The organism is Oscillospiraceae bacterium (assembly GCA_025757985.1).
In the GTDB taxonomy this organism is placed as follows: domain Bacteria; phylum Bacillota; class Clostridia; order Oscillospirales; family Ruminococcaceae; genus Gemmiger.
This window is the reverse complement of the sequence record CP107210.1, coordinates 1766110-1787585: the sequence shown is the minus strand read 5'-3', so window position 1 is coordinate 1787585 and position 21476 is coordinate 1766110. Positions and strand designations below refer to the sequence as shown.

The 21476-nt window shown below is 47.9% G+C and carries 28 protein-coding genes; 12 read left to right on the top strand and 16 right to left on the bottom strand.

Translation table 11 applies throughout. The annotated features are described in order from the left end of the window. Positions 1-4 precede the first annotated feature (4 nt). The 6 genes from OGM67_08855 to OGM67_08830 all read right to left on the bottom strand — a co-directional run bounded on the left by OGM67_08855 (position 5) and on the right by OGM67_08830 (position 4208). Positions 5-955, bottom strand: a complete 951-nt coding sequence (locus OGM67_08855) for an amidoligase family protein (protein UYJ33697.1) — start codon at positions 953-955, stop codon at positions 5-7. Further along, positions 945-2177 carry a DNA (cytosine-5-)-methyltransferase gene (gene dcm, locus OGM67_08850; protein UYJ33696.1) on the bottom strand — a complete coding sequence of 411 codons (1233 nt, stop codon included), beginning with the start codon at positions 2175-2177 and terminating at the stop codon, positions 945-947. Before dcm ends, OGM67_08855 begins: the two co-directional genes overlap by 11 nt. Beyond that, the gene (locus tag OGM67_08845; protein ID UYJ33695.1) at positions 2164-2562 is read right to left on the bottom strand and encodes a hypothetical protein; all 399 of its coding nucleotides are present in this window, start codon (positions 2560-2562) and stop codon (positions 2164-2166) included. Before OGM67_08845 ends, dcm begins: the two co-directional genes overlap by 14 nt. Before the next feature lie 15 nt (positions 2563-2577). After that, a complete protein-coding gene (locus tag OGM67_08840) occupies positions 2578-2805 on the bottom strand; it encodes a hypothetical protein (GenBank protein ID UYJ33694.1) in 228 nt (75 codons plus the stop codon). 204 nt (positions 2806-3009) lie between these two features. Then, positions 3010-3282, bottom strand: a complete 273-nt coding sequence (locus OGM67_08835; GenBank protein ID UYJ33693.1) for a plasmid segregation centromere-binding protein ParR — start codon at positions 3280-3282, stop codon at positions 3010-3012. Continuing rightward, complete coding sequence (locus OGM67_08830; protein ID UYJ33692.1) at positions 3279-4208, bottom strand: ParM/StbA family protein; 930 nt, start codon at positions 4206-4208, stop codon at positions 3279-3281. Before OGM67_08830 ends, OGM67_08835 begins: the two co-directional genes overlap by 4 nt. 309 nt (positions 4209-4517) lie before the next feature. Here OGM67_08830 and OGM67_08825 point away from each other — a divergent pair, with 309 nt between their 5' ends. The 4 genes from OGM67_08825 to OGM67_08810 all read left to right on the top strand — a co-directional run bounded on the left by OGM67_08825 (position 4518) and on the right by OGM67_08810 (position 7970). Further along, the gene (locus OGM67_08825; protein ID UYJ33691.1) at positions 4518-5756 is read left to right on the top strand and encodes a toll/interleukin-1 receptor domain-containing protein; all 1239 of its coding nucleotides are present in this window, start codon (positions 4518-4520) and stop codon (positions 5754-5756) included. A gap of 74 nt (positions 5757-5830) precedes the next feature. Continuing rightward, the gene (locus OGM67_08820; protein ID UYJ33690.1) at positions 5831-6061 is read left to right on the top strand and encodes a hypothetical protein; all 231 of its coding nucleotides are present in this window, start codon (positions 5831-5833) and stop codon (positions 6059-6061) included. Positions 6062-6322: 261 nt separating this feature from the next. Continuing rightward, a complete protein-coding gene (locus OGM67_08815) occupies positions 6323-7384 on the top strand; it encodes an AAA family ATPase (protein UYJ33689.1) in 1062 nt (353 codons plus the stop codon). Further along, positions 7371-7970: a hypothetical protein gene (locus OGM67_08810; GenBank protein ID UYJ33688.1), complete on the top strand. Its 600-nt coding sequence runs from the start codon at positions 7371-7373 to the stop codon at positions 7968-7970. Before OGM67_08815 ends, OGM67_08810 begins: the two co-directional genes overlap by 14 nt. Before the next feature lie 316 nt (positions 7971-8286). Here the strand turns inward: OGM67_08810 and OGM67_08805 are convergent, their stop codons facing one another. The 9 genes from OGM67_08805 to OGM67_08765 all read right to left on the bottom strand — a co-directional run bounded on the left by OGM67_08805 (position 8287) and on the right by OGM67_08765 (position 15072). Further along, positions 8287-9771: a site-specific integrase gene (locus OGM67_08805; protein UYJ33687.1), complete on the bottom strand. Its 1485-nt coding sequence runs from the start codon at positions 9769-9771 to the stop codon at positions 8287-8289. A 118-nt stretch (positions 9772-9889) separates the two neighbouring features. Next, a complete protein-coding gene (locus OGM67_08800; GenBank protein UYJ33686.1) occupies positions 9890-10129 on the bottom strand; it encodes a hypothetical protein in 240 nt (79 codons plus the stop codon). A 727-nt stretch (positions 10130-10856) separates the two neighbouring features. Next, positions 10857-11045: a helix-turn-helix domain-containing protein gene (locus OGM67_08795; GenBank protein UYJ33685.1), complete on the bottom strand. Its 189-nt coding sequence runs from the start codon at positions 11043-11045 to the stop codon at positions 10857-10859. Position 11046: 1 nt separating this feature from the next. After that, a complete protein-coding gene (locus OGM67_08790) occupies positions 11047-11469 on the bottom strand; it encodes a hypothetical protein (protein UYJ33684.1) in 423 nt (140 codons plus the stop codon). A gap of 342 nt (positions 11470-11811) precedes the next feature. Then, entirely contained in the window at positions 11812-12051 is a 240-nt protein-coding gene (locus OGM67_08785; GenBank protein UYJ33683.1) for a helix-turn-helix domain-containing protein, read from the bottom strand. 47 nt (positions 12052-12098) lie between these two features. Further along, positions 12099-12269 (bottom strand): hypothetical protein, encoded by a 171-nt coding sequence (locus tag OGM67_08780; GenBank protein UYJ33682.1) that lies wholly within the window; start codon positions 12267-12269, stop codon positions 12099-12101. A 28-nt stretch (positions 12270-12297) separates the two neighbouring features. Beyond that, a complete protein-coding gene (locus OGM67_08775) occupies positions 12298-12867 on the bottom strand; it encodes an accessory gene regulator B family protein (GenBank protein UYJ33681.1) in 570 nt (189 codons plus the stop codon). Between the two features lie 82 nt (positions 12868-12949). Further along, complete coding sequence (locus OGM67_08770; protein ID UYJ33680.1) at positions 12950-14299, bottom strand: GHKL domain-containing protein; 1350 nt, start codon at positions 14297-14299, stop codon at positions 12950-12952. Further along, positions 14284-15072 (bottom strand): LytTR family DNA-binding domain-containing protein, encoded by a 789-nt coding sequence (locus OGM67_08765; protein UYJ33679.1) that lies wholly within the window; start codon positions 15070-15072, stop codon positions 14284-14286. The genes OGM67_08770 and OGM67_08765 overlap by 16 nt, the downstream gene beginning before the upstream one ends. A 132-nt stretch (positions 15073-15204) precedes the next feature. Between OGM67_08765 and OGM67_08760 the strand changes: the two genes are divergently transcribed. The 8 genes from OGM67_08760 (at position 15205) to OGM67_08725 (ending at position 21023) form a co-directional block, all read left to right on the top strand. Further along, positions 15205-15561 carry a helix-turn-helix domain-containing protein gene (locus OGM67_08760; GenBank protein UYJ33678.1) on the top strand — a complete coding sequence of 119 codons (357 nt, stop codon included), beginning with the start codon at positions 15205-15207 and terminating at the stop codon, positions 15559-15561. A 219-nt stretch (positions 15562-15780) separates the two neighbouring features. Next, entirely contained in the window at positions 15781-16203 is a 423-nt protein-coding gene (locus OGM67_08755; GenBank protein UYJ33677.1) for a hypothetical protein, read from the top strand. Positions 16204-16474: 271 nt separating this feature from the next. Further along, positions 16475-17341 carry a hypothetical protein gene (locus tag OGM67_08750; GenBank protein ID UYJ33676.1) on the top strand — a complete coding sequence of 289 codons (867 nt, stop codon included), beginning with the start codon at positions 16475-16477 and terminating at the stop codon, positions 17339-17341. 36 nt (positions 17342-17377) lie between these two features. Beyond that, positions 17378-18202, top strand: coding sequence for a hypothetical protein (locus OGM67_08745; GenBank protein UYJ33675.1), 825 nt, complete (start codon positions 17378-17380; stop codon positions 18200-18202). Next, positions 18199-18978: a hypothetical protein gene (locus OGM67_08740; GenBank protein UYJ33674.1), complete on the top strand. Its 780-nt coding sequence runs from the start codon at positions 18199-18201 to the stop codon at positions 18976-18978. Before OGM67_08745 ends, OGM67_08740 begins: the two co-directional genes overlap by 4 nt. Further along, positions 18975-19778, top strand: a complete 804-nt coding sequence (locus OGM67_08735; protein ID UYJ33673.1) for a hypothetical protein — start codon at positions 18975-18977, stop codon at positions 19776-19778. The genes OGM67_08740 and OGM67_08735 overlap by 4 nt, the downstream gene beginning before the upstream one ends. Continuing rightward, positions 19775-20449: an ATP-binding cassette domain-containing protein gene (locus OGM67_08730; protein UYJ33672.1), complete on the top strand. Its 675-nt coding sequence runs from the start codon at positions 19775-19777 to the stop codon at positions 20447-20449. The genes OGM67_08735 and OGM67_08730 overlap by 4 nt, the downstream gene beginning before the upstream one ends. Before the next feature lies 1 nt (position 20450). Then, a complete protein-coding gene (locus tag OGM67_08725; protein UYJ33671.1) occupies positions 20451-21023 on the top strand; it encodes a hypothetical protein in 573 nt (190 codons plus the stop codon). Between the two features lie 283 nt (positions 21024-21306). On the opposite strand, the gene OGM67_08720 is transcribed toward OGM67_08725, so the two are convergent. Continuing rightward, positions 21307-21444, bottom strand: coding sequence for a hypothetical protein (locus OGM67_08720; protein ID UYJ33670.1), 138 nt, complete (start codon positions 21442-21444; stop codon positions 21307-21309). Positions 21445-21476 lie beyond the last annotated feature (32 nt).

Genomic DNA, 21476 nt, shown 5'->3' with positions numbered 1-21476 from the left:
CTCCTTATCTGACCTCATCTGTATGAAGCCGTGGTTGATTGCTGGGATACAGCGACTTGTCGTGCCGCCACGCCTTGTCACCGGGCAGATTTTTCAGCAGGTGCATCCGAACATTTTTGTACTCCGGACCGATCAGCCCCAGCCGCAGCAGAAAGGTGCGGAAAGTGAACGCCGGATTATCCCCGATGGGCGTTTTTCGGAACTGCGTGTACTTCTGGTTGATGCCCTGCGCCGAGATTGCCATAGCCAGAATGATGTTGGCTTTGACTTCGCCTGCGTGCAACGTGGAGTTAAACAGCCGCCACTCGACTGTGCCATGGTAGAACACGGAATGGAGATTTAAGGCATGATACCGGCTCTGGTGGTAGTGATAGTCGCTGCCGTCCCGCCCGCGATACCAGCGGTCTTTCAGCTGATCCATACTCGCGCCGCTGGGCAGCTTGCGGATTTCTTCCAGAATCGGCTCATCCACCGCCTGACAGTAGCTGTCGATGCGGGCAGGGTTGACTTTCAAGGCTGCAAATAGAATGTCCTCTTTTGAGTACATAATGGACAGCACATTTTTGAGGCTGTGCGGCGTGTGCTTGCTTGCGTCCACATGGACGTGCATTCCGCAGCTGTCGTTTACGATGCCCCCTGCGCGGCGTAAGGAACGGACAACCTCCTGCAGCTTTTCCATCTCGCCGTATTCGAGTTTGGGGGAGTTCAGTTCAACCTTGTAGGTTTCTCCGATAAGAACAGACCGCCTGCGGCATTCGGGATGGATGCTGCCGTCCCGGACGATTTTCCATTCTTTGCCGTCCAAATCTTTGACCCGGTAGGCATCGTAGCCACCGCCGGAATGTTCGGCGCGGGTGCCAAACAGGTCGGCCAGCGTTTGGGCTGCCGTGGCGCGGTTTATCCCGGTCAGTTCGATTTCACAGCCAAAATACTGGTCACGGAAATCAAGGGGCAAGCGCCTCACCCCGCAGTTCTGCGTCCATGGCTGCAATTCTCCGCCCGATGGCCTCTACCACGTTGACTGTTACACCGTTGCCTGCCTGCTTGTAGGCTTGATTATCGCTTTGAATGGCAAGCACCGTGTCGATGCGGTCATCTGCCCAACCCTGCAGCCGCAGACATTCGCGCGGTGTCAGGCGGCGGATGCGACCCTCGTACAGAACACCGTGACGGTCTTTTGTGGTAAGTGTATGCATGGGTGCGCCAGGCTTACCGGTGCGTTCGGTGTTGCGGGCGAGGTCGGACTTGATGGGATTTTTGACCGGGCGAACTTCAACAGTGCCTTGTTGGCAGCCCGTTGTAAGTGTATGCGCAATCTCTTTACCAACCCGCCCGCGCCGACTGTTGACTGTGGCGTAACTCAGGTCGATGCTGTCACCGACCTGTGCCAACTGGTAGCCGGTCTTGGTGGCGCACTTGATTGGTACGCTCACCTCATACAACCCGGTTTTTCCGCCGAACCCGCCCGGAGTGGACGCTAGCGTGCAGCTCAGTCCTTCGGGGGAGTAGACGCGCTCCCCTTGGTGGCCACCGTGGGTTTGAATAAGAGAACTTCCTGCTGTTTCGGTGAAAGGAAATACTTTTCCTCTACATCGCTCATCAAGATATCCGACAATGTACACGCGGTTTCTTGACTGGGGGACGCCGAAATCTTTGCTGTTAAGACATTGCCATTCCACACCATACCCCAGTCGGTCCAGCGTGTTGAGGATTGTCGCAAACGTCCTGCAGTGGTCATGATTGATGAGACCCACCACGTTCTCAAAAAGCAAATACGGAGGCTTCCGGGCTTCAGCCAGGCGGGCCAGTTCAAAGAAGAGAGTGCCGCGTGGATCTCCGAATCCTTTTCGAGATCCTGCAATGCTGAAAGTCTGGCAAGGAAATCCGCCGCAGAGCAGCTGGAAGTCCGGCATGGTGCTGGGGTCGGCTTTTCGGGCATCTTCAATGAACCACTCTCCCTTCGTGTCAAACAGGGCGTTGTAACTGCGGTTGGCGTATTTGTCGATTTCGCAGTGACCTACACATGCAAAGCCTCCGGCACGGGTCAGTCCTTCGCGGAAACCGCCGATGCCGGAGAACATATCTATAAATCGAATCACCGATTCGATAACGAAAAAAGAGGCAACCAATGCTGGCTGCCCTTGCTGGTTAAGTATGTGATTTTCAGTATTGCGCATCTACCTCCATTTCGGTGCCATCTGGTTCGCCGGAGTCGACATCAGCGTTTTCCTCCGCAGCTTGCTCGGTCGTAATTCTTTCGTAGTCCTTTTCCGCTTCATCCAATTCTCTTTCAATGAGATGTACCAGAAACTCTTTCTGGCTCAGTTTGCGGTGATAGATTTGCTCGTACCTTGCAAGAAAGGTCTTGATGCGCTGGAGAAGTTCCTCGGATACCTGAAATGCTAACGTGCGTGTTGCCATGTTGCTGACTCCCTTCGGTTTCTCAAAAAATGTGGTTACGGTCTGTTCAATGAACTGCGATGTGGTGATGCCCTGTCGTTCCAGTTCTTCACGGATTTTCTGGTGCAGGTCATCCGGGATGGTTACGGTCAATTTGCTCATTTCAGCTTTCTCCTTTTATGCACCTAGTTTGTTGTTATAGTAAGCGGCCAGTTTTCCAAGATTGATGTACCACTTCACCCCGGACTGGAATGCGATGTCCGGATTTTCACGACATACTCGGCGAAGATAGTAAGGCGGAAGCTTCATGATTTCACTTGCCTGTTTGATGCTGACAATTTGTGGCAGGACAATTTTTTCTACAACGCAACCCGCCGTCTGACGATCAAGCATACATTCGTTCATTTTACATTCTCCTGTTCTTAAGCTGAATTTGCAACCGCTTTTTGTCATTGATAAGTTGTTTTTCGATTGCAAAGCAAGCATATCACAAGTGCGATGACAAAGCTATTCACGAAAACCAACGATAATGAGATGCATAACTCGGCAATTATGCCCATAACCAACAATTTATGATTTTATGTTTATTACCACATGGTAATCACCACCTTAAAGTGAAGCTAAAAAGTTGATTGCGGAAGGCGGAATTATATCTGTTGCTCGGGTGCGAGGAATTGCCCCCGTCAAAGTGACTACCTGCAATTCCTCGCGCACCACCTTGCGGATGCTTTTCTCCAGCCTATCCGTCTGTTCTGCCGCAAGGATACTCTGCACCAGAAACTCCTTGCGGCGGGCTGACGGCATCTGCTGCAGCAGCTCCCATGCGCGGCGGTGCTGCGGGTCGTTGAGGTTCGGACGGAAAACGTACTGCGGGCGTTTCATGCCTCGCTTTTACGGCGCGACACGGCGGTCAACGCACGCTCGAATCCGACCGCGTTCACCTTGTCGTCCAGCAGAAAAATCGTCTTACAAAGGCCGTCCTTGGGGCTGAGGTGGCGGCTCACCACCGATGCGCCGCCGCCCAACAACACGGCGGGGATGGCGTGCAAATCAAAGCCCGCTTCCATAGTGGCAGACAGAAGATGCTCTGTGTACTTGCGACCTTGTTTGTTCACGATGTCGCGCACCGTATCGCTGACCGTGCAGGGCTGACCCGCCAGCATGTTCTCGATTTGGGCATCCGTTAGGGACAGCCCGGTTTCGCGCCGCACCTGTTCCCGAATGTCATCCACGCAGCGGATCATGCCGAGTTCCAAGCTGTGCGCAGTGTCAGCCGCAGGGATGGCGTTGTCGATGCGCATGAGATCCACTGTCCAGCCGCCAAGATCCATGAGGAGCATGGAGGGTTCGTCCTGCAATAGCCCGGTTTCGGTCATAAGGGCGGCGTAGCCTTGGGGGAAGATGGCAACTTCTTCGATAGTGATGCTGTACTCCACACCCTCGAACTTGTAGTTCACAGGCTGGTTGCTTCGTAGCAGATAATCTTTGAACTTGGGTTTGTCGCGCCCAAAGCTGGTCAGCGGCAGCCCCGCCGCAATGCGCACCGAGCATTCGGGCTGCAAGCCGCGCTGCCGGATTTCTTTTGCAATCGCTGCCAGCGTCAGCAGGTAGTAGTTGTCGTTTACGGTCTTGTCCCGCTGGATAGGCTGCCTTCCGGAGCCACAAACAAAAAAGCACCCGCCAAACTCTAAGAGTCCTTGGCGGGTGTAGGGTTCGTGTTCTCCATAGCTTGTCAACCCAGCCGGGAATGAACAGTGGGCTGTTTTGATGGCGTAGTAGCCGTGGTCGATGCCGATAATGATGCTCATGGGAAATACCTTCTTTCATTTCAAAATCTTTCGGGAATCTATAATAAACGGCGGGGGAGAATAAGTCTCCCTCGCCGGAATTTTCTTTGCCAGTCACAGAAATAAAAATAGAGGGGAAATTCCCCACTGTTCGGTGGACCAGGGGCTTTCGACCAGCCCGATTATTTTCTATATGAAAAATGTCTAGTTAAAACTAGTGCAAAGAACTTTTCAAATTCCAAAAGAGATGCTATACTTTATTTTATAGTATAAATCATTTTAATCGAAAGCTGACTAAGCCCCCAATTTAAAGACGAGGAATCACAGCATATGCAAGATTTAATATCTAACCCCCAAAGTCGTCCATTGGTTTTTATAAGTCATCGTTCCACCGATAAAACTGTTGCAGAAATTCTGACGACCTTTTTATGTGGAGTTGGCGTGCCAAAAGACGCTGTATTTTGTTCATCTCTGCCCGGAAACGATATTGATCAGTGCATTTCGAAGGAGGTTAAGGAGGCGCTGAAAAGCAGTGCGGTTAATATTGCAATTTTGTCTGGCGATTACTACGAGAGTGCCTACTGCCTTAATGAAGCAGGAATTCTTTGGTTTCTTGACAATATTCCTGTTATTCCCATTACACTTCCGGAAATTGATTCAACAAATATGCGAGGCTTTCTAGGGAATGAATACAAATTGCGGAGTCTTGATTCTGACGCAGATATTTCTTATATCTACGACACAATTCAAGAAAGTCTGGGACTTTCCTATGTAAAGACTAGTTTCTTCGTTTCAGAAAGTTTAAAACTCAAACACAGCTATTCTAATTATCTGAGTAGTCGTACTACCCATCCTGTGCCAACCCTCCCGCAAAACAATCCCACGCCATCATCAACGGACCTTTTGTCTCGCGTAACCACTGACGATGAAAGAATCATCCTATACTATATTGCGAAGAAGGAAGTTCGTAAAGCCTCTTTCCAATCCATCTCGGATTGGTTGACTCAAAATGAAATTTTTGGCGTAAATATTGAAAATGCGTTTGATTTGCTTTCGTCCAATGGGCTTGGAAAAACTTCAGATGAGAATGCTTCTATATTTGAATTATCAATGGATGTATTTCGGAAACTCACTTCAAATACAATATTATTCGTCACACGGTTACACCCTTATATCAAAAAGCATCAAAAGCTTGCAGCCATCACGTTCAAGAACCTGTGGAAACAAAACAGCCTAGATTCTACACAGAAGCTGTTCGTTGCGTACCTTCAAGATAATAAGGTGAGTCATTTAGGCGCTCGATGGATGGAAGCCAGCCAGATAGCAGATATTGAGCAATGGGAAAACAGAAACGGTATGGATGCTATTCTTTCGCTTGCATACGGAAAATGTCTGGAATTTTTCATAGACAATAATTTAGTCTATGCAAGTGCATGGACTTCCTATGACAATCCTAAAGAATATACATTGTATGCGTCTTTACAGAATTGTTTGTTTGCTCCTTCAAGCGAATATTCAAATCTTTCAAAAGAGATAAAAGAGGAATATCTTTATCCGTTGCCATTTTGACTTTAACAATTTTACGCGTCACAGAATGTGCGCTTTACCAAAGACAACTGTACTTTTTTATTTGATTCTGATAAATGTGCTATTTAATTGCTAAAAAATGTGATGTCCACGGCTGCATTGCACTGAAAACCACTCACGGCCAACATCTGGCGGACTTCAAGTATGCATTGGATAACGCTGTCAACGGCAGCAGAATCCAGTTTGTGACCATCAGCCGCCCGACAGCTTATGGTAAATACGCGCCGTATCGTTTTGTACACAGTGAAGCGGAGCTTGCTACGCAGGTGTGGGCTATGCACACATAGTCAACACCCTCTTCATAACTTTTAATCTCACTTTTCTTGTTTTTATGGGACTCATGTTAGACAATTAAAAGAATTGCATTTGCTATTTTAGAGAAAAGCGGTTATAATCAATACAATATTATGTATCCGTCTGCGTATACTTGTTGGCACTTCTTTTTGATTCACAAGTCTCTGTGTAATGTTTTTCTTTATTTCCAATAGTAGATTGTTACTAAGATTATTAAGCGAACCCTAAGATTCCATTTGGGAGAGGAACTATTTATGAAAATCAAGCAGTTGGTTTTGCAGAATTTCATGATTTTTGACTCTATCGATGTCGAATGGTCGTCAGGAATTAATGTAATAATAGGCGAAAACAGCACTGGAAAGACTACGCTCTTAAAGGCGTTATATTCTTTGGTAAAACCATATGGACGAAAAGACTTTTCAAAGTCTACTCAACCGCAGCAAGAAGAGATGATTGTTCGTAAAATGGTCGGTGTCTTTCGTCCCGATGGGGGTAAAATAGGGCGGCTAGCAAGTCGTAGGCAAGGCTCTTCAAAAAATCTAACGGCTCAAGTTAGTATGCTAGAAGGAGACTGCATCTCAGTCTCTTTCGGTAGTCGAAGCTCAAATCATGCAGATATTTCCATTCATTCGTCGGGAAAAGTTAAGCCTATCGATCCTGTGTACCTTCCTCCCAAAGAAATGATTTCTGCGACGGAGCACTTTCAAAGTTTGTATGAAGAGTATCATATTGATTTCGAAGAGATGTATTATGATTTAACAAAGCTTCTTGACAAGCCTTTGAAAAAAGGGGCAAATACAAGCGAACAAAACGAAGTGCTTTCAAAATTTGAAGACAGCATAAAAGGGAATATTGTTCAACGAGACAAGAAGTTCTATCTTAACGTAGAGGGAAAAGGCTCTTTTGAAATGGGGCTGGTTTCGGAAGGTTATAAAAAGCTGGCAACTATTGTTTATTTGATTCAATCTGGAAGTCTCAGTAAGGGATCCGTTCTATTTTGGGATGAACCCGAAACAAATATGAATCCTAAAATGGTTGAACCTATTGCTCAGGCTCTTGGTGCTCTTTCACGAGCAGGTGTACAGATCTTTGTTACAACGCATGACTATTTCACAATGCAAAGCTTAAATCTTATCGCTAAATATCCTCATGGAAAACCCGTAGATGTTCAGTTCGTTTCCCTGTACCATGATAGTGATGGTAAAATCATGATGGAAAAAGCGAAGGATATCAATGATTTAACCCATAATTCCATTATGGAAGAATTTGATGCGCTATATAACCGGGAGCAAGATTTGATATATGATATTAACTGAAGGAAACTTACGTTTTACTTTTTCGTCGGATTATGCGATTAAATTTGATGACACATTCTTTTATCGTAAATCTTTTAACCCTATGCCCGGAGCTAAAGGTGTGGATTTCATTTGCGATTCCAATGATTTCTTACTTTTTCTTGAGGTAAAGGATTGTCTTGGCAGAGAAGCTGAGAACCGCTGGAGGATAGCCCCGAACAATGAAAAGAGAGACTCCATTCCATCAAGTACCGATAAATCAGACAGAGACAGTTTAGATATTGAAGTCTCTCATAAAGTTGCTATGACAATTTCCTGTTTATTGGGTGCGCAGACCTATAGGGAGAAGCGTATAACAAAGGCCGAAGAACTCATTCCATATGTGGAGGCTTTGGAAGATTGCCGCATTGCTCAGAGGAGCAAGCCATTATATGTGGTGCTTCTCTTGGAAGGCGATTTTGGATCACAAACAAGAAATAAGGCTATGATAATGTATAGAATCCAGCAGTACCTTGAGAAAAAATTAAAATGGTTAAACTGCAGAATTTCTGTTGAAGATACCAGTACGTATAGCAAAAGACTATTCAGCATTGAGCGCATAGAATAGCCATTACATCTATATTTTCAACCAGCAACAATTAGCTTAGGATTCTCTCAGTGAATTCCTATTTTCTTTCCATTGAACCCATCTACCAACTCATCTACGGACAGCCATTCTGGTTGAGAAACGCTGCGAAAATTACTACACATTATCTAAAATCAGTTGCTCTTATTTGTAGAATACCAACAAAATTTTACGGCGATTCTAGAATTATTGCCAGCGATGCTTTCTCATAACCGGTTCAGTGGGGGTTCGAATCCCTCACGGCCCATAAAAAGAACGCAGCTATGTTATTTTTTTAAGATAACACAGCTGCGATTCTTTATTTTTCGTACAATTCACGGCTCAACTGATTGCGTATCGACTCCCGGCGTTTTTTGTATTGCTGGGTGTAGATCATTAAAGTCGTGCTCGGCTGGGCGTGACCTGCTTCAGCGGCAACCGTTGCAACACCGATGTCAGGATTCGACATGAGCAGGCTGACAAAGGTATGGCGAAACATGTGTGGGTGAATATCCTTGAGACCGGCTTTCTTTGCTACACGCTTTACCAGCGCATTGTAACCATCCGGGTTGCGAGGCCAACCGAAATCGTCAATGATGACAAATTCTTCTCCGGCCAGTCGCATCAGTGATTCACGCTTGCTCTCTTTGCTTTTTACCATGTCTCGTTGCCAACTGGCCCCCATCAACCTCTTTTTTGTGTACCACCACTCTTTGTATTGCTGCATAAATTCCATGTACTCTGGGGCTACATCAATATAACGGTCATTGCTTTCTTTGGTGGCTGTGTGCTGATAGCCGAAATCCCTAAAAACCAAAAGGCTTTTGTTGACATGAACGGTACATTCCTTGAAATCGAAATCACTCCATGTCAGTCCAGCCAATTCAGCACGACGCACACCCGTATTCAGAAGGGATAATACAATGGCTTGCTCCGGCATAGAGCATTTTTCAATTTCTGACATGAGTTTGCGTACTTCGTCCTCATGTATACAATCTACAAATCTGGGGCGTGCTCCTTTCGCCGGCATCTTGAATTCGGCTTGCACCGAGTGATAGCGCTCATTTGCAAAGTGCAGCACTTGATTGGCGAAGAGCACATATTCCCGAATTGTCTTTTTAGACAGGGGTCTCTCGTCGCGCTCAAAACGGAACGCATCGCGTACAGAAACACCGAGAATATTGGAAACCACTTCTGCCGTTTTTCGCGTGACTGCCGCGCCGCTGAAGCACTTCATGGCGGTATAAGCAGAAATGTCATAGCCAACTACCATTTTAGTAAAGGATTTGTTTTTCATTGCAGCATACTCTGGCAGGATAAAAGCATATTCACTGCGCAAACAGCCTTTTTCTTTAATTTCCTCAATAACTCTTGCGCAGTCCTCTCTTGTGATTTCGGACACGGACTTTTTGGCAAACCATGGCGCTACGCTTACGATTTTCTTCAGATAGCCAACTTTGTTGAGCGTTGTATTTGCCTTGTTTTTATCTGAGTCATAGTTGCCGCGCAGCAGCGCTGCAGGCTCCAGCTTGGCTTTTGCCGAAGCAATGTATTCCTCGGCTACTTCTTGGAATGGCTTATTGGCACCGCTGAGGCTGCGCTCGGCTTCTTCCTGTGCTTTTGCTTCAAATTCAAATGCTGCTGCCGTGGCTGCCGCTACGCGCTGCTTTGCGGTTCTTAGTGTTTTAGGGTCAAAATCAAAGCGGGAAAATTTGCGTATGGTCTGACCATTGAGTGTGATACTTGCTGTGATTTTGTAGTAGGCAGGTTTATTCTTTGGGGTACGCAGTTCGATGGATGCCATTTTCTATTCCTCCTTGGCTGATTTTTCTGACAAGCCACACTATACAGCGTTTGCCATAAAAGCGGTAGGCTGTCGTCAGAACGCACGACACCCTTGACATTGCGGCCCTTTTGTGCTCTTACCCAGCGGCATTTCTGCCCGAATTGTTGTAGTAATCAACTAGTTTCCCCAAGTTGATGTACCACTTGATGCCGGACTGAAATGCCACGCCGGGAACCTCTTTGCAAAGCCGCCGCAGGTAATACGGCGGCAGCCCCAACATTCGGCTGGCTTGCTTAATGCTGACGATTTGCGGCAGCACAATGTGCTCCACTTCTGCGGCTACAATTTCCGTAGCCATAACAGAATTCATTTCCATAGATTTTCCTCCTTCATGTGTATCATATTTGATTCCACAAGCATAGCGGCCACTTGTGGAAAACAAGTGACCGCCATAATCTGAAATCAAATTGTACGTCCTATTCGACACTACTTCCCGGACATACGAGGGCGAACCACCGACCCGGCTGCTGGAAACAGCTCCCGCTTCCTGTACCACATTGTTGGCAGTACCGCCGACGCCTTGAGAGCATCGCCACGGTGCGTATCATGATTGCTGACCCTTCGCTTGAGGTATGTGTTCCACGCCACCTCTCCCGCCTCTGGGGGCGCTCCACCGCCGTTACGGCGGTATCCTCGCGTCAAAACCGGGACGCACCTGCCGAAACGCTCCTTGGGTTGCGGCAAGGTCAGTTGTATGTAGCCGGTGATTCGGATATTTTGCTTTCAAGGTCCTCAAGGGGAGAGGGTCTTTTTTGTCCCTCTATATATATCATCGCAATTAAAAGCCAAATCGTGCAAAAAAATCAAAAAAATTTTATAATTTTTACTATAAGCCCCCAAAAGCTATCAAATTTTGCTATAATAAAGCTAAATATAGTATGATGATAAAGTGTTTGCTCAAAAGGCACCGCTACCCGCCGGAAGGGATGGACGATGCCGTGCAAACAGTTATGACCCAGTGTGAACTGTGGACAGATAATAACGATATGGAATCAGCCTAAAAGAGGAAGTGGCCGCCGCACTGAATTGCGACAGCCACTTTTTTAGTTAAATTTTGAATGCGGATACAGCCGCACAAATTCAAGAATCAAGGACTGATATAAATCTTCATCGAAATGTCCTTGTATAATGCTGCACTTTTTCAGCAGAGGATCGTAGCGATTAAGCAATTTCTCCATTGCCTTTTCATTACCCTGCTGGGCCAGCAAAAGGGTGTTTTTGAACATTCCCATTTTATTTTTCCTCCATTGCTTTGCGAATTTTGTCACAGGCGCTGTCACGGCGGCGCCTGACCGTACTGGCATCAACTCTCAACTTAGCAGCCGTAGCCGTAACGGAAAGACGGTCAATGTACAAGGCTATCATAACCTCGCACTCTTTCAGTTCCAGTTTGGGCAAATATTTTCGAATAGCTTCCCACATTAGCTTGGCTTCAATACTTTCCTCCAATGAATTACCTGAGCGCATGGATTGAGATTCAATATCCGAATCACAATCTTCAATCGAGCACTCATGTTCCTTAATCTTCATTAGTGCGCGGATATAATTTGCTCGCTGATTGTATACCACTCTTGTCAAATAGCTTGTAAGGCGCGCGGCTAATTCTGCATCCTCGCCGTAAATCCAATACTTATCGGCAATATTTTTCTTTGCCATTGTAAACCTCCTGAATTTTGAGTTTCATTGAATAGACCTCAAAACTCGGAGGGGCGCGGGCAGAAAACGGCAGTCCTCTGCCGCCAAAGCAAAAAAGAAGCAAAAAAATACGCCAGATGGTTATAAAAACCATCTGGCATACGAATAATACAAGAAAAACTACGCGGCGAAGGGACTTTTGAAAGGACGCAGTAGCGCTTGACGGGGTTTCTACCTTAATACGGCATGGCTCCGCTTACCGGAGCGTCAAGCACATCTGCCATGCAATACGCCTTTCAACTAAATATGTTCCACAAAAAGAAAAAGCCCGGCAAGCAAAAACTTGTCGGGCAGAAAGCGGATTTACTTTTCTTCCATCCAACCAAGGAATGTCTGCAATTTCTGTATGTCACCGTCATCGAGGTCTTGCAGTCGGTTAAAAATGTTGATACGGTCGGTTTCATCCCCGGCACCGGTAAAGAATTCCTGCGGGGTTACGCCGAGGTATTCACAGATGCGCAGAAATTCGTGCATTGAGGGCAATGCCTTGCCGATTGAAATACTGCGCATATAGCTGCCGCTTTTGCCAAGGTCAAGGCTCATTTTGTGTTCGGAAACGTGGAGGCGATGGCGCAGCTGCTAAGATGGGGTTACTTGCTGGGGGTCTTAGGCTGGGCTGCCGCGGGCTTTTTCTCCGGTCGGTGGGGCTGGTAAAAAAACGCAGCGCTTTGGGGCGGCCAACCATCGTATTCGCGGCGGATCATGCTTTGAATGGTTTTCCGTTCTGCTGCGTGCAAATGTTGCTTCATGGTTTCTTTCATGGGTGGATTCCTCCTGATTTATAAAGATTTATTGTATGCCAAAACCGGCTGTGGCCATCATAAGGGAAACTGCGACCGAAAGTTCCGCCAACGCAATGGAGCTGGCGAAAAGGTGGCCATGGACGCCCAACAGGGCAAGCGAAACAGCGTCCAGAAGCAATAGCCGCAAACGTGCGCGCTTTGCCATCGCCTTGCTTTCCGCACGGGAAAGGTGCATCTGCTTATTATCGGCAGGTGACGAAACCCATATCAGGGCAGAGGAGGCAATCATAATTGCCCAATAATTGTTGGGCTCCTCCGCAAAAATCGGTAAAGCGAACATCGTTGCAAAAATCATGGCGGCAGAGTATAATGCGCACTGCCATTCTGTTTTGGCATGGTAGCCGCCGGTGCGCTCACGGAGGAAAAGAAACGAAACGGTAAAGCAAAAAGCCAAACCGAAATCCGTAATCAGCCCACCAAGCAGTGTCAGAGCAATCAGGCCCACGGCGCGGGAAATATGTCGGTACAGCGCGTATTGGCACACCTCGACGTCGTCCTCTTTGATAAGACCGTGCGCCAGAAAGTATTGCGTCAGCTTTTTTGCAATCTGTTCCATCGGCATCTCCTTGTCATCTTTCGCCCTTATCCTACCGCAAACCAGGCTAAAGTGCCAAGAATCCTGCGCAAGTGACAGAAACTCATGCGTGAACGCAAGAATTGCAGGCCACATCGGGCCATTCAAAGCAGAATTGGAACGCACCGTCATGATAATCCATCGTGTAAAAGGCGTTGTTGCGGCGCAGCAGCTCTTTGGCACAGGGCAGACCAAAGCCGTGCAGATGCGGTTCCAATTTCGTTGTGGCAATACAGTCCTTTTCGATGTGGACCGGCAGGCTGGTGTTGATAATCGAGACATACAGCTTCGCATCGCCGTCCGCGTAGGCTTCGTCCCGCAAAACGCTGACCTCAATGCGGCGCTTTGCTTCCTCCAGCTTTAGGCAGGCTTCGATGGCGTTGTCCAGCAGGTTGCCCAGCACGACTGTGCAGTCAATCAGTTCGATTTGCAAGGGCGACAGGTCGTTGACTTCAAACTGAATATCGATATGCTGCTTCTGAGCGGCATAGCCCTTTTGGTTCAGCACGGCGTCGATGGCCGAGTTGTGGGTGTTGACCATCAGGGCACGCTCAGTCTGCTGCTCCTGCAAAGCGGCAAGATAGTCCTGTGCCTGTTGTGTCTCGCCTCCCTGCAGCATCCCGGAAAGGGCCGCGATGTGATGCCGAAAATCGTGCGTCATTTTGCGCTGTGTGGCGTAGGCGCTGCTCAAGGCATCAATGTTGGCACGCTGGGAGCGCAGCTGCTCGTTAAGCGTTTTTTGCTGCTCCTGCGCGAGGTTGTTTTTTTCTGTCAAATCTATCAAAATCAGAATCACGGCATTGGTTGCCAGCAGAATTCCACTTGAAAAAAGTACAAATGCGGCTGCTATTTTGCCGTTCATGGATAAATAATAGCAAATTGATATACCAACCAGAGAAATAAGTGGAAATCCAATTGTCAGGGGTGCCCATTTGATGCTGGCGGAACTTGCCACCATCGGCTTGTGAATCTTTTTGATTCCAGAAGAAAGTAAGAATTTGAGACTATATGTTATAGCTGCGCTTGCAAGATAGAGCTTCATATTCGCCACATATTCATCATAACGAATATGAAGCAATGCCAGCAGAGAATAAAGAACGCAAAATTCCAGCAAGGTGGAAATTGCATACGCCAAAACAACCACCAGCAGCCGCAACCAGAATTTCCCGGTATAAAGCAAGGATGCAAAAACGAAGTAAACCGTAATAAGTGCGGCAAATTTTAAAAGCGTTATCGGCGATTCTTCCGAAATATGCGAAACGAAAATCGTAGCGATATAAGACAATACTCCGCAGAGCAGCGCCCCCACTACAAAGCGTAAGCCTCTTGTTTTTCTTTCAAGAAACGCATCGCAAAAAACGGCCACGCACAGCACGTCCAAGCAGCTGAAAACGATCCCTAACCAATAACCCATTTTTTCGCGCTCCTCCACTGCGTATAGATTTTCCGCACGGCACTGGCTGTGTGCGAACTGACCGGCAGCTCGGTTCCGTCGCGCAGATACAGTCGCGTGCTTTGCAGATCGCGGATGTGCTCCATATTGACCAAAACGCTTTTGTGTGTGCGCACGAAGCCGTGGTTTTCCAGTAGGTCAGCCAAATCGGCCATGGTAGCGGTCGTGTACAACAAGGCCCGGTCGCCCCCCTGCAGGTGCAGGCATACCTTGCGGGCCGACATCTCGGCGTACAAGATCTGCTGCGGCTGCAGCTCGACATCCTCGCCATCGCAAAATATGCGAACCGTATCGCGGGTCTTGCGGTATGCGGTAAGGGCCTGCTGCACATAACGCTCCAGCTTTTGCGGCATCTCGGCTTTCAGCAGATAGCGAAACGCCTGCACCTCGTACCCCTGCAGGCTGTATTCGACGTAGTTCGTCACAAAAATCAGCAGCATATCGGGGCGCAGCTCATGCAGGCGACGGGCCAGATCAACGCCGTTCAGCGGGCCCATATCAATATCCAAAAAAGCCAGATCGTATTTTGCCAGCGGCAAAGCACGCAACTGCGCTGCATCTGTGGCGCAATCCACCGTGGAGCGCGGCATTTGCGGCTTTACGATGGCCTCTATCTTTTCCGCCAACTGACCGGCAAAGGCTGCGTCGTCATCGCAAACCAGTATGCGCATGGAAAAATTCTCCTTTTCGGCATTTTTGCCCGGCGTGTGCTTGCGGGCATCTGCTGCAAACATAATCTTTTGCCCCCCTTGTTGTCAAGTATCTTGCCTAAAATCGCAGAATTACTGTTGTTTTTCTGATTATATAACAGATATATCGGCGTGTCAAACGGTACACTATAAGGTAGTGGAAGGGGGCCGTTTGGTATGTTTGATATGGGCAAGCGCATCTGTAAATTGCGTAGGGACGCACACCTGTCGCAAAAGCAGTTGGGCGAGAAAATTGGCAAATCAGCCTCGACCATCGGTTCGTATGAAAACGATACTGCCGTGCCGACGCTGGAAAACGCGGCAGCACTGGCGGAAGCGCTTCATGTTTCGTTGGATTATCTGCTGTACGGTGAAAAGAGCCGCACCCTTCCGCTGCAAAAGATGAGCGAGAACCGCGTGCAGCTGTTGACCGATCTGGCGCAGGAGTTTGCAGCACCTACTAGCCACGGTGCAGCTTTCAGTGACCGAAAGCTGGATATTCTGCGGCGGCTGTATCAGGAATTTTATCGTTAAAAGCATTGGCTGCTCGGCGTGTCTGCCTCCGGTGGGGGCAGACACGCTTTTGCGTTCACGCACGATTTTCTGTCACTTGCGCAGGTTTTGTAGATTTCGGTGAAACGCTGTGGTATTTTGGGGGCACAGCAAAGGTTCCCAGCATCGGCGCGCAGATGCTGAATATATCCGCCCCGAAACAAACCCGATACAAGTTGCTTTTAAAATGGGGGAACTCTTATGACTACGTCAAGAAAATCTTTTCTTTCTTTTGCTGTGGCCTGCATTGTAGCGCTTATGGCGGCTACGGCAGCCTTTGCATCCAATTCTGCCGACACTGACTTCACCTTCAAATTTAGCGGTGGCTTGCCCCAAAGGACGGAATGGCGCTCAAAGACCGATGATACCAACGTCTATATGTCGGTAAAAGGCGTACAACACGCCTTTACCGCTCATGTGGTTGGAGCAGATAATAATTATTCCACCACTGCCCACGATTGCTCTCATGGATATACATATTCTATCTCTAATGTAGGCGTATATCGGATGCGCAACTGGGTGCACGATGGCTCGCCGAGTTATCCATATGCGGCCATCTATGCAGCGCCCAATTATGGATATGAATTTAGCGCGTGGGGCCAATGGAGTCCGGATTCCGTATGATGAGATAGTAGTATTATAAATTCCTTGTTTTATCTCTGAGTGTCCCAGTTCGTGTATTGGCTTTGCGATATCGAATCACTTTTTGCACTTTCAACGATTCACTGCAATAAGCCAATACACGAACTGGCTATTAGAGAAAACAAATCGCACTGAACTCTTGCGCCAAGAGGTCAACGGCTTTGGCTGCGGCGTGCTACAGCTATATTTAGTCTGTTATTATATAAATGTTGCACTACCCTGACTCAATTCACACCAGAACGGAGGAACCAATATGAGAGTTTCAAAGAAAGCGCTTCGTCCCTTTGCCGTGATTCTTGTTTCGCTGTCAATGTCTGCACTGCTCACCGGGTGCCAGACCTCCTCAGACAGCGCATCGCAGGCAGTCGGGGGTTCGGATGCAGAAAGCACTATCCAGCAACAGACCACCGACGCCTCCAATTCGGAGACGAATGAACAAAACGGTTCCAATGAAACGGTTGCGTCCTTGCCGCAGGTTTTTGTGACCGACGTAGAGGGCAACCGCCGAAACCTTTCCGATTTCCCCTGGGCGCAGAAATATCCGACTCTGCTGGACGGCATCGCAAGCGACACCCTGACAGACTATGCATTTTACACGATAGCCTCCGAAAATCTGAAAGCAAGGGGCGAAAGCCTGACGTGCGATTACTTCGGTGACCAACAGGTAACTATCTCTGTGGCGGGCGCTGAAAAGGGGGAGGCTGCGGCTCAGATTCCGCAGGATAAGTTACAGGAGGGGATAGACACCTTCGGTGAGAAGAACGAAAACTATGAATATCTGACTGTTACGGTGAATCTGACAAATTCCGGCAGCGCAGAGGCCGAGGCTTATCTGAACAACCTGTCCATTCGATGCTGTGTTGACGGTTCCATCGCAACAGAAACGACTTGCAGCGAGGCTGTCACATCTGACTTGCCCGCGGTTGCTTCCGGTGAAAAGAACCAGTTCCAGCTCATGTTGGCCCCGGGGGAGACACGCACTTGCACGGTCCTTTACTATGTGAGAGCGGAAATCGAGTTGAGTGACTTATATCTGAGGGCAAACCTCGGCGGTAATGCGGTGACCGAAGTCAAGACCGCCGACAATGTGATGAACGAAGAGTGGCTGGCGTTAGCCTAATGCTCCTGCCATGCACACAGAAACGGATATGTGACCATGAAAAGCATTCTATGTTTTGAGCTGAAGCGCTGTTTTGGAAGCAAGCGGCTGTATCTCTCTCTGCTGACAGGCATCGTCATTTCCCTTCTCCATATCATATTCGGGGTTCTTCCCTTGACCCAGTGGCTGTCGAGTTGGCAAGGAGATTTTTTTCTTACTCCTCACTCTGCATACGGGCATTGGATCGGGATGGACTCCTCCACTGTCTGGCCTACCCTTTTGTATATGCTTCTTCCGTTCCTTTGTGCCTTTCCGTTTTCGGATACTGTATCATGGGACTTTAACACGGGCTATGTGATGCAGATTTTTGTGCGCCGAAAAAAATCCACCTATCTGTTTGCCAAGGCTCTGACGATTTTTATTGCCTCCGCCTTTTTGACAGCGACAATCTTGTTCTTCGACTTTGCAGGCACCGCCTTATATTTGCCGCTTGTCCGGCCGGAAGCGCTTACCAACCTTTACGGAATCAGCAATCGCAGCCTGATGGCGCATCTGTTTTATCATAAGCCGCTGCAGTACACCGTCATCTATATTATAATGGATGCTTTATTGGTTGGCGCATGGGAAATCATTGCCCTGGCAGTATCGGTAGCTACAAGAAATCCTCTGCAGCCTGCGCTGTTTCCTTTCTTGCTCTACCTGCTCCTGTATTTTATCTGCAACTGGCTTCAGATGGATTCGGTCTCGTTGTTTGCAATTCTGTTGCCCTTCCAGCCTGCGGTCAATGTGAAATGGGTTACGATTGCAATTTACTTCTTAGCTGTCCCCATCGGCAGCATGACCATGTATTTCTTGAAGCGGAATAAGAGTGATGTGCTTTGACAATTTATCGGCAATTTTGGGTAACTTATAGAAAGCGATTGCTGGTTTATTCGCTTTTGTGCGTTGCGCTTGCAACCGGCAATGCACTTTTCTGGTTGCATAAATGGCATAAACAGGGTGTGGAGCTGTGCTTTGCCGACACTATGATGACAGGCGTTCAACCGAGCTTCCTTTTAATGCTGCTGATTCCCCCGACGCTTGGCCTTGTACACCAACTGAAGTTCATTTTAGAGCAGCCCTTTGTCATTTGTGCGTTAGATAATAGATCACGGCTTGCCCGCAATCTCCTTGCTGCGCTCCTTTTCATTGCGTTCAGAGCGGTGATGGCGGTTTCGATCCCGTCCATTGCATTGGGTGCTCTGCTGTTTCGAGGTAGCAAACCTTGTACATGGGAAAGCGGAGCAAGCTACTATGCCTATATGACGGGCCAAACGTTAATAACCCCTGTCAAAACAGGCTCCTTGATTGTCTGGCAGGCTATGACGATCTGGCTCACAGTCTTGCTGGTATCGATTCTTTTCCTGTCAATCAATCTTTCCTGCGAATCGCACCAGCTCGGAAGCATACTCTCATGGGGCGTCTGCCTTTTGGCTTTGTGGATGTGTTCGTTTCCTGTTACACCGAAACTATACAGGCTGCAAAAGAGCGTTTCTTTCTCCGTGAATCGAATTGCCGAAAATACAGTTTGGCGCTATTTTCTCTCAGGCATCTGTATTCTGTTTCTTGAATCTCTGTTTCTGCACTTTGCCGTTACCAGAAAGGACTTTTTAAAGTGAAGAACAGTTTTATTCGATTGCTCCTGCGGGATATCAAGAACTATATCCGAACGAATCGTTTCTTCCTGATCGCGGAAGCAGCGCTGTTTTTGATTGGCTGCATGATTGCGGATATGCAAAAGCCCGATAGCTACGGCAAATATACTACCATTCAATATTATATGCAGATATTTCGGGGCTGCTATCCGTTTACGGATGCCAGAACAGAAGTGTTTCAGGTTCCACTTACATGGTTTACACTCATGTACTTTTGTATTTACACTGCTCTCTTATATCCGATTCGGGACGCCAGCGGGGCAGGCATTCATGTTCTGCTGCGGGCAAAGAGCAGAGCCTTGTGGTGGTTCAGCAAATGTCTTGCGCTAACCGTGTGGAATCTGCTTTACTTTGCAGTCGGCTTTTGCTCTGTATGCGTATTCTGCTTTTTTACAAATGGTTTGTCTTGCTTTACCATTTTGCCGCATGATGTATTGCCTTGCGATGCTTTGACCTGCCTTTTGCCTTTCGGTTTTGCGTTGGCAATCTCGCTTCTTGCCTTTTGCCTTTGCATCTTTTGCTCTTTTGTCTGGGGACAGGTGTTTGCCATAAGTTGCCTTGTGGCCGTCTCATTCACTGAGTTTCCATCTCCTTTTCTCTGCTATGCCATGCTGATTCGCTGTAGAGCCATGTCTCCCGCTGGATTCGACGAAAGGGCAGGCTTGCTTTTCTACCTTATATTTGCCGGAATCGTATGCTTCATCGGTATGTTCCTGTTTTTACAACTTGACTTGTTTCCCGGACTTCAAAGGAGGCCGCAATGAAAGTTGAAATCAACCATCTTACCAAGGTGATTCAGGGCAATGTTGTTCTGGATGATATCAATGCCTGTTTTTCCTGTGCTTCCGGCGAAAACGGGGGACGGATTTACGGGATTCAAGGAATCAATGGAAGTGGCAAAACCATGCTTATGCGCGTGATCTGTGGCCTTGTGCTTCCCACAATGGGCACCGTGTCAATCGATGGAGAAATCATTGGTAAGGGTATCTCATTCCCGCGAAGCATTGGCCTTTTGCTGGAGAACCCAATCTTTATCGATGAATTCACTGGCGCAAAAAATCTTTCTCTTCTCTGTGATATCAAACGACTTGTTTCGCAAGCGCAGATTGGCGATACGTTGCGTCGTGTCGGACTGAACCCATCCGACAAAAGGCCCTTCCGCAAATATTCTCTCGGCATGAAGCAGCGCCTTGGAATCGCAGCCGCTATCGTTGAATCACCTGATCTGATTCTGTTGGACGAGCCATTTAATGCGTTGGATGAGTCGGGAATAAAAGAAATACGTGACCTTTTGCGTGAACTGCGCCAAAAGGGAAAGCTGATTGTGCTGACCTGCCATGATCGCCAGCAAATGGAATCGCTTGCGGATGAAATCATAGCGATGCGTGAGGGCCGGATTGTGAATGTGGACAAGAATTGCCACGAGGAGGTTTGAAGTGAAAAACAAACGACTTCATCATCGTGCGATTCTGCTTTTGCTCCTTTTGCTGGTTCTCTCTTTCGCAATCGGCCTGAGAATCACACGCTTAAATGGTTCTTATTTGGCAACCGAGGATTGTTATGGGTATCCGCAAAAGCCTATCGAGTGGAATGGTCTGAAAATAGAATTGATCGGTGCTGAAATTGTTGACGGGGAAGCATTTTTACAGGAATATAACATCGATCGGGAATCAATTTTTTCGGATTCCCTGTCAGAAAAGTACGCACTGTTTCATATATCTGTGACGAAGGTGTCGGATTCCCCATTGTTGACATACTATCGTTTTGATTATTGCGGAGCGGAAAAAGATGGCTGGCGAAATTTGGTTTCCCCGGAAATTTTCGAATCGCTGAACCCTCTGGCAAAAAAGCCGTCGCAGCTATCCGTAGGTGAAACCGAAGAACTCGCAATGGCGATTGGACTCCATAAGGATGCTTTTCGCAATACGGAATGGAGTAACCTTTCCACTTCCGATATAAGCCTCGTCATGTCTGTTTATCCACAAAAAGTGATTCTGCAATCTTCATGAGAGTGAAAATACACAGGAAAAGCAGCTTTGCCCCCAGTTCTGAAGCGCTGTATGGGGTATCGTACAGGCCTAAACTTAGGGGGCAATGGGTGCCGGTGCTCCGGCTACTCGCCGCTGCGGCGCTTGCGTGGGTGCTGATCAACGCCTTGGTCGAAGCCTACGGAGTGGGCGGGTGCAAATCTTGATGCGTTGAATCTTTGCAGAGGTCTGCAAATTAGAACTGCCGCTGCCTGGCTTCAAATCGAGTGTTAGCCGTCGCCGCGTTTGTTGATGTATGCCATAGTTAAGCCTCCTCAATGCGGGCAAGCCATGCGTCAAAGCTGGCCTTGCTGACTCGGATCGAAGTACCTATATGCAGCACACGGAAATCCGTTGTTGTGTTGCACAGTGTATAAGCTGCCCGCAGGCTGATGGACAGCATTTGGGCAATATCCTCGACCCGATAGACAAGCG

What these genes read in the sequence shown, in the direction of transcription:
- OGM67_08730 (UYJ33672.1), top strand. Translation starts at nt 19,775, where the DNA reads ATGAAAGTTGAAATCAACCATCTTACCAAGGTGATTCAGGGCAATGTT.
- OGM67_08810 (UYJ33688.1), top strand. Translation starts at nt 7,371, where the DNA reads ATGATATTAACTGAAGGAAACTTACGTTTTACTTTTTCGTCGGATTAT.
- OGM67_08780 (UYJ33682.1), bottom strand. Translation starts at nt 12,269, where the DNA reads ATGAAAGAAACCATGAAGCAACATTTGCACGCAGCAGAACGGAAAACC.
- OGM67_08745 (UYJ33675.1), top strand. Translation starts at nt 17,378, where the DNA reads ATGAAAAGCATTCTATGTTTTGAGCTGAAGCGCTGTTTTGGAAGCAAG.
- OGM67_08760 (UYJ33678.1), top strand. Translation starts at nt 15,205, where the DNA reads ATGTTTGATATGGGCAAGCGCATCTGTAAATTGCGTAGGGACGCACAC.
- OGM67_08770 (UYJ33680.1), bottom strand. Translation starts at nt 14,299, where the DNA reads ATGGGTTATTGGTTAGGGATCGTTTTCAGCTGCTTGGACGTGCTGTGC.
- OGM67_08795 (UYJ33685.1), bottom strand. Translation starts at nt 11,045, where the DNA reads ATGGGAATGTTCAAAAACACCCTTTTGCTGGCCCAGCAGGGTAATGAA.
- OGM67_08750 (UYJ33676.1), top strand. Translation starts at nt 16,475, where the DNA reads ATGAGAGTTTCAAAGAAAGCGCTTCGTCCCTTTGCCGTGATTCTTGTT.
- OGM67_08775 (UYJ33681.1), bottom strand. Translation starts at nt 12,867, where the DNA reads ATGGAACAGATTGCAAAAAAGCTGACGCAATACTTTCTGGCGCACGGT.
- OGM67_08790 (UYJ33684.1), bottom strand. Translation starts at nt 11,469, where the DNA reads ATGGCAAAGAAAAATATTGCCGATAAGTATTGGATTTACGGCGAGGAT.
- OGM67_08835 (UYJ33693.1), bottom strand. Translation starts at nt 3,282, where the DNA reads ATGAAACGCCCGCAGTACGTTTTCCGTCCGAACCTCAACGACCCGCAG.
- OGM67_08800 (UYJ33686.1), bottom strand. Translation starts at nt 10,129, where the DNA reads ATGGAAATGAATTCTGTTATGGCTACGGAAATTGTAGCCGCAGAAGTG.
- OGM67_08805 (UYJ33687.1), bottom strand. Translation starts at nt 9,771, where the DNA reads ATGGCATCCATCGAACTGCGTACCCCAAAGAATAAACCTGCCTACTAC.
- OGM67_08785 (UYJ33683.1), bottom strand. Translation starts at nt 12,051, where the DNA reads ATGAGCCTTGACCTTGGCAAAAGCGGCAGCTATATGCGCAGTATTTCA.
- OGM67_08815 (UYJ33689.1), top strand. Translation starts at nt 6,323, where the DNA reads ATGAAAATCAAGCAGTTGGTTTTGCAGAATTTCATGATTTTTGACTCT.
- OGM67_08720 (UYJ33670.1), bottom strand. Translation starts at nt 21,444, where the DNA reads ATGCTGTCCATCAGCCTGCGGGCAGCTTATACACTGTGCAACACAACA.
- OGM67_08755 (UYJ33677.1), top strand. Translation starts at nt 15,781, where the DNA reads ATGACTACGTCAAGAAAATCTTTTCTTTCTTTTGCTGTGGCCTGCATT.
- OGM67_08845 (UYJ33695.1), bottom strand. Translation starts at nt 2,562, where the DNA reads ATGAGCAAATTGACCGTAACCATCCCGGATGACCTGCACCAGAAAATC.
- OGM67_08820 (UYJ33690.1), top strand. Translation starts at nt 5,831, where the DNA reads ATGTGCTATTTAATTGCTAAAAAATGTGATGTCCACGGCTGCATTGCA.
- OGM67_08825 (UYJ33691.1), top strand. Translation starts at nt 4,518, where the DNA reads ATGCAAGATTTAATATCTAACCCCCAAAGTCGTCCATTGGTTTTTATA.
- OGM67_08765 (UYJ33679.1), bottom strand. Translation starts at nt 15,072, where the DNA reads ATGTTTGCAGCAGATGCCCGCAAGCACACGCCGGGCAAAAATGCCGAA.
- dcm (UYJ33696.1), bottom strand. Translation starts at nt 2,177, where the DNA reads ATGCGCAATACTGAAAATCACATACTTAACCAGCAAGGGCAGCCAGCA.
- OGM67_08830 (UYJ33692.1), bottom strand. Translation starts at nt 4,208, where the DNA reads ATGAGCATCATTATCGGCATCGACCACGGCTACTACGCCATCAAAACA.
- OGM67_08840 (UYJ33694.1), bottom strand. Translation starts at nt 2,805, where the DNA reads ATGAACGAATGTATGCTTGATCGTCAGACGGCGGGTTGCGTTGTAGAA.